At 47.7% G+C, this 15081-nt stretch carries 13 protein-coding genes and 1 rRNA gene; 4 read left to right on the forward strand and 10 right to left on the reverse strand.

Going from position 1 to position 15081, the window contains the following annotated elements:
- The first annotated feature begins 17 nt into the window (after window positions 1–17).
- The 3 genes from ACO1NU_RS04280 to ACO1NU_RS04290 all read left to right on the forward strand — a co-directional run bounded on the left by ACO1NU_RS04280 (window position 18) and on the right by ACO1NU_RS04290 (window position 2445).
- Complete coding sequence (locus ACO1NU_RS04280; protein ID WP_448817225.1) at window positions 18–1220, forward strand: DUF763 domain-containing protein; 1203 nt, start codon at window positions 18–20, stop codon at window positions 1218–1220.
- Between the two features lie 75 nt (window positions 1221–1295).
- Window positions 1296–1493, forward strand: a complete 198-nt coding sequence (locus ACO1NU_RS04285) for a hypothetical protein (protein ID WP_448817226.1) — start codon at window positions 1296–1298, stop codon at window positions 1491–1493.
- A gap of 118 nt (window positions 1494–1611) precedes the next feature.
- Window positions 1612–2445, forward strand: a complete 834-nt coding sequence (locus ACO1NU_RS04290) for a hypothetical protein (RefSeq protein ID WP_448817227.1) — start codon at window positions 1612–1614, stop codon at window positions 2443–2445.
- Between the two features lie 22 nt (window positions 2446–2467).
- Here ACO1NU_RS04290 and ACO1NU_RS04295 read toward each other — a convergent pair whose 3' ends face one another.
- From ACO1NU_RS04295 to ACO1NU_RS04315, 5 genes are all read right to left on the reverse strand, one after another.
- Window positions 2468–3118 (reverse strand): response regulator, encoded by a 651-nt coding sequence (locus ACO1NU_RS04295; RefSeq protein WP_448817228.1) that lies wholly within the window; start codon window positions 3116–3118, stop codon window positions 2468–2470.
- Between the two features lie 644 nt (window positions 3119–3762).
- The gene (locus ACO1NU_RS04300) at window positions 3763–3966 is read right to left on the reverse strand and encodes a hypothetical protein (RefSeq protein WP_448817229.1); all 204 of its coding nucleotides are present in this window, start codon (window positions 3964–3966) and stop codon (window positions 3763–3765) included.
- Between the two features lie 274 nt (window positions 3967–4240).
- A complete protein-coding gene (locus ACO1NU_RS04305; protein ID WP_448817230.1) occupies window positions 4241–7453 on the reverse strand; it encodes a glycosyltransferase family 117 protein in 3213 nt (1070 codons plus the stop codon).
- A complete protein-coding gene (locus ACO1NU_RS04310; protein WP_448817231.1) occupies window positions 7450–7791 on the reverse strand; it encodes a PadR family transcriptional regulator in 342 nt (113 codons plus the stop codon). The genes ACO1NU_RS04305 and ACO1NU_RS04310 overlap by 4 nt, the downstream gene beginning before the upstream one ends.
- 96 nt (window positions 7792–7887) lie before the next feature.
- Complete coding sequence (locus ACO1NU_RS04315) at window positions 7888–9069, reverse strand: MFS transporter (RefSeq protein WP_448817232.1); 1182 nt, start codon at window positions 9067–9069, stop codon at window positions 7888–7890.
- A gap of 67 nt (window positions 9070–9136) precedes the next feature.
- On the opposite strand from ACO1NU_RS04315, the gene queG reads away from it, so the two are divergent.
- Complete coding sequence (gene queG, locus ACO1NU_RS04320) at window positions 9137–10075, forward strand: tRNA epoxyqueuosine(34) reductase QueG (protein ID WP_448817233.1); 939 nt, start codon at window positions 9137–9139, stop codon at window positions 10073–10075.
- A 32-nt stretch (window positions 10076–10107) separates the two neighbouring features.
- Here the strand turns inward: queG and ACO1NU_RS04325 are convergent, their stop codons facing one another.
- From ACO1NU_RS04325 to rrf, 5 genes are all read right to left on the reverse strand, one after another.
- Window positions 10108–11079, reverse strand: coding sequence for an exonuclease domain-containing protein (locus ACO1NU_RS04325; protein WP_448817234.1), 972 nt, complete (start codon window positions 11077–11079; stop codon window positions 10108–10110).
- Between the two features lie 116 nt (window positions 11080–11195).
- The gene (locus ACO1NU_RS04330; RefSeq protein ID WP_448817235.1) at window positions 11196–11741 is read right to left on the reverse strand and encodes a C40 family peptidase; all 546 of its coding nucleotides are present in this window, start codon (window positions 11739–11741) and stop codon (window positions 11196–11198) included.
- On the reverse strand, window positions 11738–14347 hold the full coding sequence (gene mutS, locus ACO1NU_RS04335; protein WP_448817236.1) for a DNA mismatch repair protein MutS: 2610 nt from the start codon (window positions 14345–14347) through the stop codon (window positions 11738–11740). Before mutS ends, ACO1NU_RS04330 begins: the two co-directional genes overlap by 4 nt.
- A gap of 69 nt (window positions 14348–14416) precedes the next feature.
- On the reverse strand, window positions 14417–14764 hold the full coding sequence (locus ACO1NU_RS04340; protein ID WP_448817237.1) for a DUF3024 domain-containing protein: 348 nt from the start codon (window positions 14762–14764) through the stop codon (window positions 14417–14419).
- A 235-nt stretch (window positions 14765–14999) separates the two neighbouring features.
- A 5S ribosomal RNA gene (rrf, locus tag ACO1NU_RS04345) occupies window positions 15000–15081 on the reverse strand; the annotation flags it as partial.

Consider the following 15081-nt stretch of genomic DNA (forward strand, 5'->3'; position numbering starts at 1 on the left):
TACTAACTTTGTTAGTAATGAAAAGATCAGGAACTGCTGACCTCCCGCTACATTACGGAAAGGTCCCCCTCTGGCTCTCGGAGCGAATGTCCACCCTCGGCCTTGCCATTGTCGAAGCTATAGCTATGGAGTATGGTAAGGCTGAGGTTCTTCGCCGCCTGAGCGATCCGTTCTGGTTTCAGAGCATGGGTGCAGTGATGGGCATGGACTGGCATTCTTCAGGCATAACCACGTCTGTGATGGGAGCGCTGAAGCGCTCGGTAAACAGCCGCTCCAATGAACTCGGCCTTTATATCTGCGGTGGGAAAGGTAAAGCATCTCTCCAGGCACCCGCTGAGCTGTTAAAGGTGGCTGAACGCACCGGTTTAGATGGCGCGCTTCTGGTAAGAAGCAGCAAGCTGAGTGCGAAAGTCGACAATACCGCCGTACAAGATGGCTTCCAATTGTATATGCATTCGTTTATCGTGAGCAGTGATGGCGACTGGACCGTTGTACAACAGGGTATGCGTGAAGGCAGTTCTACTGCGAGGCGTTACCACTGGCACTCAGCCGGACTTCAATCCTTTGTAGAAGACCCACACACCGCTATCTACGGCCGTGATTATGGTCCGATCATCAATCTGGCCGATAAACACGCTTCAGGTGCAAGGACGAGTATCATGAGTATAGCGGCAGAAGCGCCCGAAAAGATGATCAGGGAAGTAAAAAGGCTTGTAATGCCTTCTCACCACGACGTTCGCTCGAAAGATGTGGACATCAAGCGACTGGGAGCCATGCTGTGGGTTGCACATGAGCAGGCACCGCGCCAGTTTGAGGACCTGCTGCTGCTTACCGGTATGGGCCCACGTACTTTGCAGTCGCTCGCTCTGGTAAGTGAAGTGATCTACGGGACGCCGTCTCGATTCAGTGACCCTGCGCGCTTTTCCTTTGCTCACGGAGGAAAAGACGGGCACCCCTTCCCTGTTCCCGTTCGGGTTTATGATGACACCATTCAGGTGCTCAGGAAAGCGGTAGACAGTGCAAAGGTGGGGCATACTGAGAAAGCAGATGCGATCAGACGACTTTCTAAGATGGCGGAAGCAGCAGAACAAAACTTTACACCCACAAGAAGTTTGGATGCGCTGCTTGAAAAGGAGCGTGAGGATTCCTGGAAGTACGGCGGCCGAACGGTCTTTGGTGATGCAAAGCCGCCGGGAGATGGTCAGCTTAAACTATTTTAAGCTAAGGGATAAGCTCCTGGATAGCTGAGCCAGATAAATATTGAAAATACGAGGCTTTAAAACCAATACGAAAATATGAAACCAACAGCAGATGAAATAAGGAAGGTCGCTGAGCTAGAGCTCCCTAAGCTCGAAATCAAGAATATGCCTAATGAAAATGAACTACACGTTCCGATCACCCTCAACGGCTATTTTTACCTGGTGATCTTCCGCAAAGACCTGCAAGCAGGGAGCGGCAGTGGGTGGCAGTTCGACAGCATTATTGAGCGATAAATGGTAAAATCGTATTTACAACGTCAAAAAACGTACAATTTCCTGTATAATTAAGTAGTTTTCTTACCAACATTCCTGTTTCTGCGGTGTTATACACTCAACACTTAACCACTGGAACATGAAAAAGATACTTGCCATCAATCCGATCGATACCCCGGATGAGGATATTTCGCAGAGTGCAACGCGTATAGCTAAAGGGTTGAAAGCCGAAACCTTCCTCTGGATGAAAGTTGACGCGAGTTTCATGCAGAACAAAAGAAACAAGAAGCCCGTTCATGCAGGAAACCACACACTTGTTCAGGAGGAAACACCTTTAGATGAGTTTGATGGTGTTCAGGAGAGGAAACCAGCTGAAAAGACGGCGTTTGAAGGTAACGTTACACACCTCCTGGAGACCAAATATTCTAAGGAGATGCTTTCTGACGTCATCAGTAAAGAAGGTATTGAGCTGGTGGTCATATCTTCAGGAGCGGACAATTCCATCCCTAACGTGCCTGAGAGCGAGGTATACAACATCCTCAATAAGGCAAAATGCCCTGTACTGATCATTCCCAGGAACCACGAAATCACACAGATCGAGAACATTGCCTATGTGACCGATCTCCGCTATTGCGATATGTCGGTGATTCGTCCCCTGGTAAAGTTAGCAGGAGCATTCAACGCCGAGGTTCAGTTGGTTCACCTCACCGCAGATGGCTTACCTGATATGGCAGAATCTTACATGCGCGATTACTTCAAACATGAACTCTCCCGCCTGATGAACTATCCGAAAATGAGCTATGTAAATCTTAAGCATAAGAACAAGGCTGAAGAGCTCAATCAGAAAATGCACAATATCCAGGCTGACATCATGGTTTTACAGTGGAAGCGCCATGGCATGTTCAACAAGCTCTTCAAGGCTTCGTCGTCAGTCTATAGCTTTTCGCAAATTCCATTGATCTTGTTTCCGTAGCTTTGTCTGCGGAAACAAGATACTAACTGATCACGCCATTCCGGATGGCATACCTGATCAAGGTAGCGGTGTTCTTTGTCCCGGTTTTCTCCAGTAAATTCTGCCGGTGCCCCTCCACCGTCCTCCGGCTCGTGAACAATTTATCGGCAATCTCCTGGTTTGTCAATCCCTCGGCAATCAGATGCAAAACCTCTTCTTCCCGTTGCGACAAATCAGCCACTTTGCCCGGGGCAGATTCCACGGGCGAATGAAGTTGTTTCTTCAACATCTCGAACACCACTTCAGCGCAGATGTATTTACCGCCTGTAGATACATGCCGGATGGCAAACAGCATCTGTTCAACATCTATGTTCTTCAATAAATATCCGCTTGCCCCTGCAGCGATCGCCTGCTTGATGTAATTTTCATGATCAAGCATCGTGAGCATGACAATACGGATATCAGGGAATTCAGGCTTGATCATGTTAATCAAATCTAAGCCACTCAACTCCTTCATATTGATATCAGACAAGATGATATCGGCATCTATCCCCGACCGCAGCTTTTCAAGTGTTTCGTTTACCGATTGTGCCTCTTCAACGATCTCGATGTCGGGCTGCCGTTCTAATAAGGTCCGAATTCCGTTCCTGACTAAATTATGATCCTCTACTAAAAAAACTCTGATGGATTTCATTTAAACTGGTACAATGTATTGTTTTTGCAGGGTCTGCCTGCAGCCCCTCTCAAATACCCGCAGAAAGAACGCGTTAACATGAGAACAGTCTATAATTATTTAAACTTAACAAGATTAGTATTTGTGTTGTTTGACACAATATAAGTCAGTTTACCGGATTCATCAACTTGACATTGGACAGTACGGCTCTATAGCAGGTAGAAATATGAAAGCTGTATCCTGCACGTCAGGAATGATCCCATTGATTCGCAGTCCTTTATTCTGACGCTATGCATAGATCGATAAGGTATCCTGGCAGGTACACAGGACGAACAGCAGGATAAGCTGTCTGCTAAATCGGGTATTTAACTTCAATATACAGTATATTCCACGGAAGGAGTGAACGCTTACGTGGGTGGCATCCCGACCTTAATGGAGACCTCCATTTGAGGACATTAACAGGGATCGGTGGATAGTAGATTAGGACGTCCTGCGAGGGAGAGAGAAGCCTTAACAGGTTCAGAAGTTGGGGAGCGGTCTCATAAAAGAAAAGGATGGAGTTAATAATTATACTAACTACCTAAAGATCCCTTCTTCGTTTAAACCCTGTACTGCATCAGGCGGTGATCCTTGGAAGATCATACCGGGTGCAGCTATTCGCCGGTTTATTCAATAACCGGAGGTTTCGTATTTTCTGGTGGAGTCGATACAATTTCTCCAAACTCGTTCACGTAAGCAAGCATGCTTTCCAGACTTCCGCCCGCTGAATTTTGTTGACGCTCGATTTTACGTTGTTCTTTCTCTTCCTTCTTCTTTTGCCTTGTTTTTTCCAATTGCTTTTTCATGAAGGTTGCCTGAGACTTTGCCATAATATTCTATTTTAATTTAGAAGCATAAAAAATGTACCCGCGTCAATTCAGAATAGAAACTGTAGTCGCTTAATCACTTCCCCTGTTGCAACGGCTTGACAAACAAAGTAATTGGAAGTTGGAGATAACCGAATGGGCTATCAAACAGGTTACATAGAAAATACTAGAAATATACCGTTTGATGCAAAGATACGTTTTAATATGCATAAATCAAAGTTCAGACACCAATCACCGCCTAAGTGAGCAGGGCCATTTGCCGCAGAAGCGCTGTCTTTCAGGACTTCGCGATTCCAAATTTGTCTTCCAGCCAAGCGATATTCTTTCCAATCAGCGTTGCCAGCTCCGTTTGATTATTGTCTGCCGCCATAGTTCCCAGCGACTGCAGCACGTACATCCCGATGCTGATCTCGTTCGTCATGCCTCTTTGCTGTTCAGGAGCAAGTGATGAGAGATAAGTCAACTCTGCATCCAGAAACTGAAGTGTCCCTGTTGCAAGCTCACTGGCTTCTTTCGCCCGCTTACATCCGTACAGATTTTTCACAGTCATCATCCTGTTAAGCGAGTCTCTGATACTGCTCATTTCCACGGGAAGCTCCTTCAGGCTCTTCTGCAACAGGGCGTCAGCTTTTCTGGTCTGCCCCTCTCCGATCAGGTTTTCGGCGAGTGTATTGGTCAGGCTCCATGTTCCGTTGATCACTCTCCTTGTTTCCGGGTCGATATAGGCCGTTTTGGAGTAGGCCGAAAAGTCAAATCGCGACATCATATTGGAGTACATGACATGGCTATGTGTGCGCTGCTCCTTATCAGTTCCGGTGCGTGCATTAGGCGCAAGCGGGAGCAGTCTGTAAGCATAACCTTCGAGGTAAAGATAATCGTCTAAGCCAATATACGTGTCCTCAGATACGGATGTGGCAAAATAAAGGGGACGCTCCCAATGGTTGTTAACCAGAATATCAAAGAGAACAAGATCAGCCTTGGTTGCAAATTCCTTCTTGAATTTCCACTCCATGGTAGCGGCTACCTGATCGATCTCATTATCAGTGAGGGTCTTCGTTGTGAGCAAGGCATTCCGATCTACCTGTAATTTCAGTTTTTTGGTAGGGAGAAAGTTCATGAATGAACCGTCAGCCATCTGGATCTGATCTTCTTTCGCATCTGACTGTAGCACCCCGAGCAGATCTGCGAGTTCTACACTATCTGTGATACCGTAGTCGACAAAGGGGAAGTATTCGCGCACGCCATCCATATATTTCTGGCGCTCCATGCGGATCGGGAGGGGCGCCGACTTTCCGGAGGGTTTCTTCATCTGGCTGATATACGCATCGTCTGCAAGGAACTGCAGACAAACCACGCGTACATCGGTACGAATGCCTTCAACTTCCTGCGCATACCAGAGCGGAAATGTATCGTTATCTGCATTGGTAAACAGAATGGCATTAGGGGCGCATGAGTTCAGATAATTCTTCGCCCAGCTGAGTGCAGTCAGCTTTTCTGACCGGTCATGATCATCCCAACCTTCTTTCAGCATCAGGCCCGGTACAGCGAGGAAGCAGATCCCACTTGCCGCTATAAGACTGAGCCGGGGTGCACCTATGCTTTCCAATAATCTTTCTGCAACCTTCTTTACCGCCATAAACCCAATTCCGATAAAGGCAGCAAAAGCATAGAAGGATCCCACATAGGCATAATCACGTTCTCTTACCTGCATCGGATCCTGGTTCAGATAGATCACGATGGCAATCCCGGTCAGGAAGAAGAGGGTAACGAGCATAGCAAAACCACGTTTACTGCGCCTGTAGAACCAAATCATACCTGCAATCCCGAGCAAGAGTGGCAAGCCATAAAAAACATTGTGTGCGGCATTATTGGTGATACTGGGAGGCAGTCCCCGCTGATTACCCAGCCTGAGTCCATCCAGGAAAGAGCTTCCTGAAATCCAGTTTCCTTCCATGGAACCACCCATACCTTGTATATCATTCTGCCTGCCTGAAAAGTTCCACAAGAAGTACCGCCAGTACATAAAGCCCAGCTGCCAGGAGCTAAAGAAGTTCATGTTCTGCAAAGTATTCGGCGTCTCACCTTCTTTCAGGCCGAGCCAGTATTGATAGTATGCCGGATGACCAGGCTTCTGGCTGTAGGTGCGCGGGAAAACGAGATTCTTGTCGTACTCAGTTTTGTACTGATGCCCTGAAACCTCGTACCTTTCATTGTTCTTCCGATAGCGCGCTGAGCCCTCTTCCTGGTGGACAACCTTTGCGTCGAACGTGTTTCCGTACAAAAGTGGCGTCGTGCCATAACCTGAGCGGCCAAGATAGTCGTATAATGCAAACGGGTGATCTGGATTACTCAGGTTTATGTTAGGCTTAGCATTTGCCCGTATATAGATCATAAAGTACGAGCTATATCCAAGTAAAACGAAGGTCAGGCAGAGGAGGGCCAGGTTCATGCGATACCACTTACGCTCTATCGAGTAAGCGATTGCCCATGCTATTGCCAAACCTCCGAAGAGCAGAAATATAAAAGCTCCAAAGCCATAGCCAAGCCCTATCGTATTTACAAAAAACAGATCTGCCTTGGCAGCCGCCAGAACGAGATATTGAATGATGCCATACTGAACAATGGCCACAAGCAGACAGCCCGCCAGAAAGGCGAGACACATTCCCCTGAACCCTGCCTTAGGCTGCTTCTTAAAATAATATACCAGTGTTACGGCCGGGATCACCAACAGGCTGAGTAGATGAATGCCGATCGAGAGACCGATGATGAATGCAATGAGTATCAACCAGCGGTCATCTTCGCACTGCTCCCACTTCAGAGCAGCCCAGAACACCACGGCTGTAAAGAGCGTAGACATGGCATACACCTCCGATTCGACGGCTGAGAACCAGAATGTATCTGAAAAGGCAAATGCCAGCGCTCCCATTATACCGGCGATCAGAATACTCCATAAGGGTTGCTTCCGGCCTCTGTAGATCATAGAAACCAAGGATGTAATAGTCCAGAACAAGAACATGACCGTTGCGCCACTAGCCATGACCGAGCTGAGGTTAACCCAGTAAGCAACTTTTGAAGTATCGCCGAGCGAAAACAAGGAAAACAGTTTGCCGAGCATCAGAAACAAAGGCGCCCCGGGTTGATGCCCCACCTGCAATTTATAAGCGGCAGCAATGAACTCGCCACAGTCCCAGAAGCTGACCGTAGGCTCCATCGTCAGCCAGTAGACAAAACTCGAAATAACGAATAGCGAGAACCCAGTTATCAGATCGAGACGCTTGAACCGGACCTTGTCAGCATCTGCCTGCATCACCTCCCGGAACTCAGAAACAGCCAGCTCCTCCACAGTCTTCATACTAAAAGGCAGCCCCTCCGGTTTCGCTTCGAGCGCACTTACTACATGATCATAGATCTCGTCGAACATCTCCGGCGCGGTATTGGCTTTACGGAGATAGTTGTGAATAGCTGAAAGCTGTTGCCTGTTCAGGTTCATGATAGTTTAGGTTTAAGGTTCAATAACAATTGCAGGTTGTCGATAAAACTTTCAGCTTCTCTAAGCTTGTCGCGCAACTCTCTTTCTCCGGCAGTCGTGAGCGAGTAATACTTGCGCAGGCGGTTCTCATAACTTTCAGTCTCTGTTACCAGCAGACCTTCAGCCACTAACTTATGCAACGATGGATATATTGCTCCTTCGGTGAGCTTGATGTCCCCGCTTGTGATTTCCTTCACCTTTTGGGTAATCTCATATCCGTACATCTTCCCGTTTTCGTGCAGGAGCTTCAACAGAATAGTCTGCAGGCTCCCTTTGAGCATACTGCTTGAATTTGCCATGAACGAATATAGGAAATATTCATATACATAAGAAAATTATGCATATAGATTATCAGGAAGTTATAGACGTATTTCAGCGAATTGAGCGCCGGACCACTATGTTTTTTCCCTAAGGGGCTTATAGAACCCGCGTCCGTAAACATATACCAGGGCACAGAGGCACGCTGCAGCCGCGATGTAGAAGATGGACGGAATCATGCTGATCACGTCTTTGTAAAGTGCACCCGCCAGGAGGGCTCCTGCACCAATACCGACCTCCAAAGCGATATACATGGTTGCCATCGCTTTACCGCGATGGTCGGGGTGACTCAGATCTACCGTCCAGGCGTTAGTCGCAGGTGAAAAGATCCCTCCGGCAATGCCATAAGCTACAGAGCCGATAAGAAGTTCTGTTACGCTACTGGCGTGACCAATGAGGTAGAACGAAATGCAAAGCATTACCAAGGCGACCTTGATCACCGCTACACGACCGAAATTGTCGGATACCTTCCCCGCAACGAAACGGATCAGCAAGGACGATATCGTGAAGGTCATAAAAAATAAGCCTTTATTTTTTACCCCCAGGTGTTCCCCCCAATCCGGTATCAGCGTTAACAGAACTCCGTAACCCAGGTACGAGAGGAGAATCACCAGTGCCGCCGGAATGACCCGCCACTCAATAATCTCATTCCTGGAGATCTTAAGATGTTCCATCCTGAACTTCTCCCTGGAGCGAAGCGTCTCTTTCATATTCAGCAAGATGACGATCGAGAGCATGGCGAACAAAGAAGAACAGTAGAACAGCACGTTGATCGAATAGTAGCTGGTCAGCAGACTTCCTATAGCAGGGCCTATTGCCATGCCGGTGCTGAAACACAGGCCATGGATGCCCAGGGCCTCACCCCACCTTTTCACCGGAACGATGTCCGCTACATAGGCGGCAGTTGCAGTGGGCTTAAATCCCGTGGAAAAGCCATGCAATAAGCGCAGAAAAAGAAATCCGTTGATCGTAGTCAGAACCGGATATAGGAAGCCGCATACAAAACAGACAATTGAACCTACAGCCATTACCGGAACACGTCCGATGGTGTCGGTCAGCTTCCCGCTGAAAGGGCGGGAAATCCCTGCGGTAAGCGTAAACAATGCAATGATCAGCCCTTTGTATTCGGCACCGCCCATGCTGCTCAGGTAGGCTGGCAACTCGGGTATCAGCATATTGAAGCTTGCGGAAAAGAGCAGGGAACTTAAACAAAGGAGGCCGAAGGACCAGGTATACAGGGGGGTATTCGAATCTGACATAGAATGGGCGCAAAAATAATGATAATATGCCTCAGAACGCGTATTTGTTATTCTGTATCTTTGTACGATGTATAATAATGCCCTGAAATATAGCCGACTGATTAAAGACGAAGCGTATAAGCTGGGCTTTATGTTTTGCGGTATTTCTAAAGCGGGGTTTCTGGAAGCGGAAGCTCCTCGCCTGGAGAAGTGGCTGAATAGCGGGTACCAGGGGAAGATGTCCTACATGGAGAATCATTTCGAAAAGCGCCTTGATCCCACGAAGCTGGTTGAAGGATCCCGATCTGTCATTTCCCTGGCTCTTAATTATTATACCGATGAGGAGCAGTCTGATCCTTCGGCTCCACGAATCTCGAAATATGCCTATGGGACCGATTATCACGACATTATTAAGGCGAAGCTGAAGCAGCTGCTGCAAGTCATACAGGAGCAGATAGGCGATGTATCCGGAAGAGCATTTGTTGACTCTGCGCCGGTTCTGGATCGTGCATGGGCTGTTCAGGCTGGCTTCGGATGGATAGGAAAGAACAGCAACCTGATCAACAAAAAGTCGGGCTCTTTTTTCTTCCTTGCCGAGCTGATCGTTGATCTCGACCTCGAGTATGACCTGCCCTCTGCACGTGATTATTGCGGTACCTGCACGCGCTGCCTCGACGCCTGTCCGACCGACGCTATTGTTGCCCCTCAGGTGGTGGACGGCAGCAGATGTATCTCTTACCTGACGATAGAACTAAAAGACGAGCTACCGCGCGAATTCAGGGGCAAGACGGACAACTGGATGTTCGGATGTGACATCTGCCAGGATGTATGCCCCTGGAACAGATTCTCGAGCCCTCATCAGGAGCCATCACTGGATCCCCATCCGGATCTCCTCGATATGACCCGTAAGGAGTGGGAAGAGATTACCGAGGATGTATTTAAAAAAGTCTTCAAAGGCTCTCCCGTTAAAAGAACGAAGTTCGGAGGCCTCAAACGCAACATCGATTTCCTGAAGATCAGGCAATAAAAAAAGCCGGCTGTGATACCGGCTTTCTCATGTTATTTACCAAACTTCTTTTTGAGTTCCTCCAGCATGGAGTCTGTCACCGGAGCCGTAGGCTCTTTCTTCTTAAATATAGGTCTGGCCTCATTATCTTTCTTAGGCGTTACCTGGCGGGTACCCTCCACTTCAATCTTCGTTTCAGTGGTCTTCTTCACCAGTACTTTTTTCTCGTTCCACCTTACCCAGATCTTTTCAAGACATCTTTTGGTATACAGCGGGAAATCACCATTCTGCATCCAGGAGTAGTAGCTAGGCTCCGCCTGAAAAACTTCCTCTACGCATCTGCCCTTGTGCTTACCGAAGTTGAAAACTTCAATACCCTGATCATTGAAAACCAGGCGCCCGGCAAAGTCTACAGGGTTATGCAGGTTCGTAAACTGATGCAGTGCATCCACATCGTTTTGTACCGGAACGGAAACATTGCCTTTTTTATCTGTAAACTCCGCATCCTTATATTTCTCCAACTGTCCGAGCAACACCTCATAAGTCGCGATCGTATCCGCATCTGCGTTATGCGCATTCTCCAGATCCTTTCCACAGTAGAACTTGTAAGCCGCTTTTAGCGTGCGCTGTTCCATCTGGTGGAAGATATTCTGTACATCAACAAACTTCCTGTTATCTATTTCAAAAGGAACACCCGCGCGCAGGAACTCATCCATCAGCATCGGAATGTCAAACTTGTTCGAGTTATATCCCGCAAGATCGCAATCCTCAAGAAAGGCAGCAAACTCAGGTCCTGCTTGCTTAAAGGTTGGCGCGTCTTTTATATCTTCATCATATATTCCATGGATCAAAGATGTTTCCAGTGGGATCGGCATCTCCGGATTGATACGAGCGTTTTTCATCTCCTTGGATCCATCAGGGAAAACCTTCAGAACAGCAATTTCCACGATCCTGTCAAAGCCGATAATTGTACCCGTAGCTTCCAGATCAAAAAAAGCAAGAGGGCGTTTCAGATTAAGTTTCATTTATAAAATCATTAAGGCTTAGAGGTCAATCTATCTCCGCCACTGCTAACAAAAGTCGTAAAAATTATTATATAATGGTTGCTATGCTCCGAAAGAGAGCATTATGGTCATTTTCGTTACTTTACAGAACCGCAGCGGGAAAAATACTTATAGTACCAGGGATCCTTTAGATCACTGATTATGACACCTTTACTGGTAGATACATGCACAAACTTGTTATTGTGCAGATACACGCCAACGTGATTAAAAGGTTGTCCGCCAAAGTCGAAAAACACAAGGTCTCCCTCCTTCAGATCTTCCTCATAGAGGCGCTTCACCTGGTCTGCCATCTCGCGTGCTGTACGCGCCACATTCTTTCTGAAAACCTCCTTTTGCAGGATCGTGGTGAAGCCAGAACAATCAATTCCGCCTTTGTCCATGCCGCCGAGGCGGTGGGGCGAGCCCATCCAGTCGTCAATAAATTTGTAAAGACGCTGGTCCCTGATCTCGCTCTCAGGAACGCCCAGCAGAGTGGAATAACGTTGTTCCATGGTTCCGCTCAGCTCCTTTCCTCTTGCACTGGAGGCATCAGTGATCAACTTCCTCGACTTACATGATGTAAATGCGAGGCACCCTGCCAGCAAATACAAAGAAAACTTCAAGTGCACTGCGCTTTTTCTCATCCTTTCAAAATTCGCTGAATATCATCTAGTTTCATCAGTGCCTCCACAGGCGTTAATGTATTCACATCCAGGTGGTTTAACATATCCCGGATCTTGACCAGCACCGGATCATCGATCGAAAACATCTGCAGCTGATAAGCCTGCTGCTGTACTTTCTTAATACTGTCTTTGATATGTTCACCGCCGGTCCGCTCCTGCTCCAGTCTTTTCAGAATTTCATTGGCGCGGGAAATCAGCTTGGGAGGCATCCCAGCCATCTTGGCTACATGAATACCGAAGCTGTGCTCACTTCCACCGGGAACCAGCTTTCGCAGGAAAATCACCTTGTTGCCGACCTCCTTCACCGTAACGTTGAAGTTCTTGATCCTACTGAAGGAGTTAGATAGCTCGTTCAGTTCATGATAATGGGTAGCAAAGAGCGTCTTTGCTTTCGCTGTAGGATGATTGTGCAGGAACTCCGCAATGGCCCAGGCAATCGAGATACCATCGTAGGTAGAAGTACCCCTTCCGATCTCGTCCAGCAGAATAAGGCTCCTCTCTGAAAGGTTATTCATGATGCTGGCCGTTTCGTTCATCTCAACCATGAAGGTGGACTCGCCGGAAGATAAGTTATCGGAGGCACCTACACGGGTAAAGATCTTGTCAACGATCCCGATGCGCGCCGCCTTTGCCGGAACAAAACAGCCGATCTGTGCCATCAGCACGATCAGACCGCACTGGCGCAGCAGGGCCGACTTACCTGCCATATTCGGCCCGGTAATGATAATGATCTGCTGTGTCTCGTTATCGAGATGCACATCATTCGTTATATAATCCTCGCCCAGAGGGAGGTTTTTCTCGATTACAGGATGACGGCCGCCTTTGATATCGAGTACATGACTATCTTCAATCAGGGGCTTCACATAAAAGTTCCGGAGCGCCAGCGTCGCAAAGCAAAGCAGGACATCCAGCTGAGCCACCAACTGCGCGTTCAGCTGAATCGGACGAATATAGTCTGTGAGCGAATAAACCAATTCGGCATACAAGCGAGATTCCAGTGCCTGGATCTTCTCCTCCGCTCCCAGTATCTGCTCTTCGTACTCCTTCAGTTCGGGGGTGATATACCGTTCAGCATTCACAAGGGTCTGCTTGCGGATCCATTCAGATGGAACTTTATCTTTGTGCGAATTGGTAACTTCCAGGTAATAACCGAATACGTTATTAAACGCGACTTTCAATGAAGGAATACCCGTCAGTTCCGCTTCTCTCTTCTGGATTTCAACCAGATAGCCCTTTCCGCCGAAGGCAATTTTGCGCAGGCGGTCAAGCTCTTCATTCACACCAGCAGCGATCACGCTGCCCTTCACCACCAACGCCGGCGGCTCTGGATGAAGCTCCTTTTCGATCCTGTCCCGGATCAGCAGGCAGGGGTTCAGCTGCTCAGCGATGCGCCTCAGTGCGTCACTCCCGGACGAATCACAACGGGTTTTGATATGCTCAATCGCACCAAGGGCGCGTTTCAACTGACAAATTTCCCGCGGATTAGCTCTTTGCAGTCCCACCTTCGAAATCAACCGTTCGAGGTCGCCTATCTGACTGATATCCTGAATCAAAGACTCGCGTAAAGCTTCATCGCTGATCAGAAAATCGACCACATTTAAGCGCTCTTCAATAGGTCTTCGCTCTTTCAGCGGCATGACGATCCAGCGACGGAGCATCCGTGCTCCCATAGGGGAACGTGTTTGATCGAGCACGTCAACCAAGGTCGTCGCATTCTCGTTTGCCGAGCCGATCAGCTCAAGGTTACGGATCGTGAAGCGATCGAGCCACATGTAGCGGTCTTCTTCAATCCGTGAGATGGACGATATATGCTGCAGGTTCCGGTGTTCTGTTTCATTGAGGTAATGGAGCGCAACTCCCGCTGCCGTAATGGCTACGTTTAAACGCTCAATTCCGAAACCTTTCAGGGATTTAACTTCAAAATGTTTAAGGAGATTTTCATAAGCGAAATCTCCGGAGTATGCCCACTCGTCAAGTGCATACGTGTAGAAACGGTCACCGAATGTTTCCGTAAACTCCTTCGACTTGCTCTTCGGAAAGATCACCTCGCTGGGTTTCAAGCTCTGCAAGAGCTTGTCGATATATTCATTAGTTCCCTGGGCGACAAGAAATTCACCGGTAGAAATGTCAATAAAAGAAACCCCTGTAACCTGCTTATCAAAATAAACGGAGGCCAGGTAATTATTGGACTTCTGATGCAGGATGTTATCGCTGTAGGCAACACCAGGTGTTACCAGCTCAGTTACACCCCGTTTCACAATAGTCTTAACCGTTTTCGGATCCTCAAGCTGGTCGCATATCGCAACACGCTGACCAGCACGAACCAATTTAGGCAGGTAGGTCTCTATAGAATGATGAGGGAAACCGGCGAGTTCAATATGCGAAGCAGAGCCGTTCGCTCTTTTGGTGAGGACGATACCCAATATACCGGCTGCCTTTACGGCATCCTCTCCAAACGTTTCATAAAAATCACCCACCCGGAACAGCAATAAGGCACCAGGATATTTCGCCTTAATGGTGTTATACTGCTGCATCAGCGGGGTTTCTTTCGTAGCACTTTTAGCCAATACCTCTCCTTTTAGCCGCTAAATTAATCAGATTCCCGGGCTTTAGTGTATTTGTTGAAAAATCTTCTTTCAGCCCCAAAAGCAATAATACTCATCCTGCTCGACCAGCAAAACAAAGTCGCGAATCGTGGGCACCAAAGGCTCCGGCGTATAGGCATGCCACTTGAGGTCAGACTGTTTCCAAAAAACTTTCCAGGCCTTTTTACCTGAGACATAGGTAGCCTTAGCTATGGGTACCTCAACAATCTGTTCAGGTTTCTTCCAGTGAGGACGAAGTTCAAAGATGACGACACTCTGCTTTTCGATAGCATAGGAAAGATCGACTTTAGAACGGAGTACTTCTATCGGCCGTTTCCGGTCAAGAAAGTTCTCCATGGCCTCAATTATCTCGAGAGTATGTAAGGTGTCAATTGCCATTTTTCCATAGGTTTGTGGTCCAAATATGGACAATTATCCTAGAAAATAAAATATTTAAGGGATATAAAACGGGATTTCAATGAGGAAAATGCCCTCCAAAGCACCTGAGAATGCGATAAAAACGCACAGGGCCAGGTAGGAAGCCGTACAGCTCAGAGATTTCGTACCAGAAAAAGGCAAAAGCATAACGCACAAAAAAGCCCGGTAGTACTGAAACTACCGGGCTGATTATAAAATTTGGCACCGACCTACTCTCCCACATTTTACTGCAGTACCATCGGCTCTGGCGGGCTTAACTTCTCTGTTCGGAATGGGAA

The sequence above is a fragment of the Arcticibacter sp. genome, from assembly GCF_053551015.1.

Bases quoted from the DNA above. Each gene is read 5' to 3' on its own strand.
- ACO1NU_RS04280 (WP_448817225.1), top strand. From the start codon at position 18: ATGAAAAGATCAGGAACTGCTGACCTCCCGCTACATTACGGAAAGGTC.
- ACO1NU_RS04285 (WP_448817226.1), top strand. From the start codon at position 1,296: ATGAAACCAACAGCAGATGAAATAAGGAAGGTCGCTGAGCTAGAGCTC.
- ACO1NU_RS04290 (WP_448817227.1), top strand. From the start codon at position 1,612: ATGAAAAAGATACTTGCCATCAATCCGATCGATACCCCGGATGAGGAT.
- ACO1NU_RS04295 (WP_448817228.1), bottom strand. From the start codon at position 3,118: ATGAAATCCATCAGAGTTTTTTTAGTAGAGGATCATAATTTAGTCAGG.
- ACO1NU_RS04300 (WP_448817229.1), bottom strand. From the start codon at position 3,966: ATGGCAAAGTCTCAGGCAACCTTCATGAAAAAGCAATTGGAAAAAACA.
- ACO1NU_RS04305 (WP_448817230.1), bottom strand. From the start codon at position 7,453: ATGAACCTGAACAGGCAACAGCTTTCAGCTATTCACAACTATCTCCGT.
- ACO1NU_RS04310 (WP_448817231.1), bottom strand. From the start codon at position 7,791: ATGGCAAATTCAAGCAGTATGCTCAAAGGGAGCCTGCAGACTATTCTG.
- ACO1NU_RS04315 (WP_448817232.1), bottom strand. From the start codon at position 9,069: ATGTCAGATTCGAATACCCCCCTGTATACCTGGTCCTTCGGCCTCCTT.
- queG (WP_448817233.1), top strand. From the start codon at position 9,137: ATGTATAATAATGCCCTGAAATATAGCCGACTGATTAAAGACGAAGCG.
- ACO1NU_RS04325 (WP_448817234.1), bottom strand. From the start codon at position 11,079: ATGAAACTTAATCTGAAACGCCCTCTTGCTTTTTTTGATCTGGAAGCT.
- ACO1NU_RS04330 (WP_448817235.1), bottom strand. From the start codon at position 11,741: ATGAGAAAAAGCGCAGTGCACTTGAAGTTTTCTTTGTATTTGCTGGCA.
- ACO1NU_RS04340 (WP_448817237.1), bottom strand. From the start codon at position 14,764: ATGGCAATTGACACCTTACATACTCTCGAGATAATTGAGGCCATGGAG.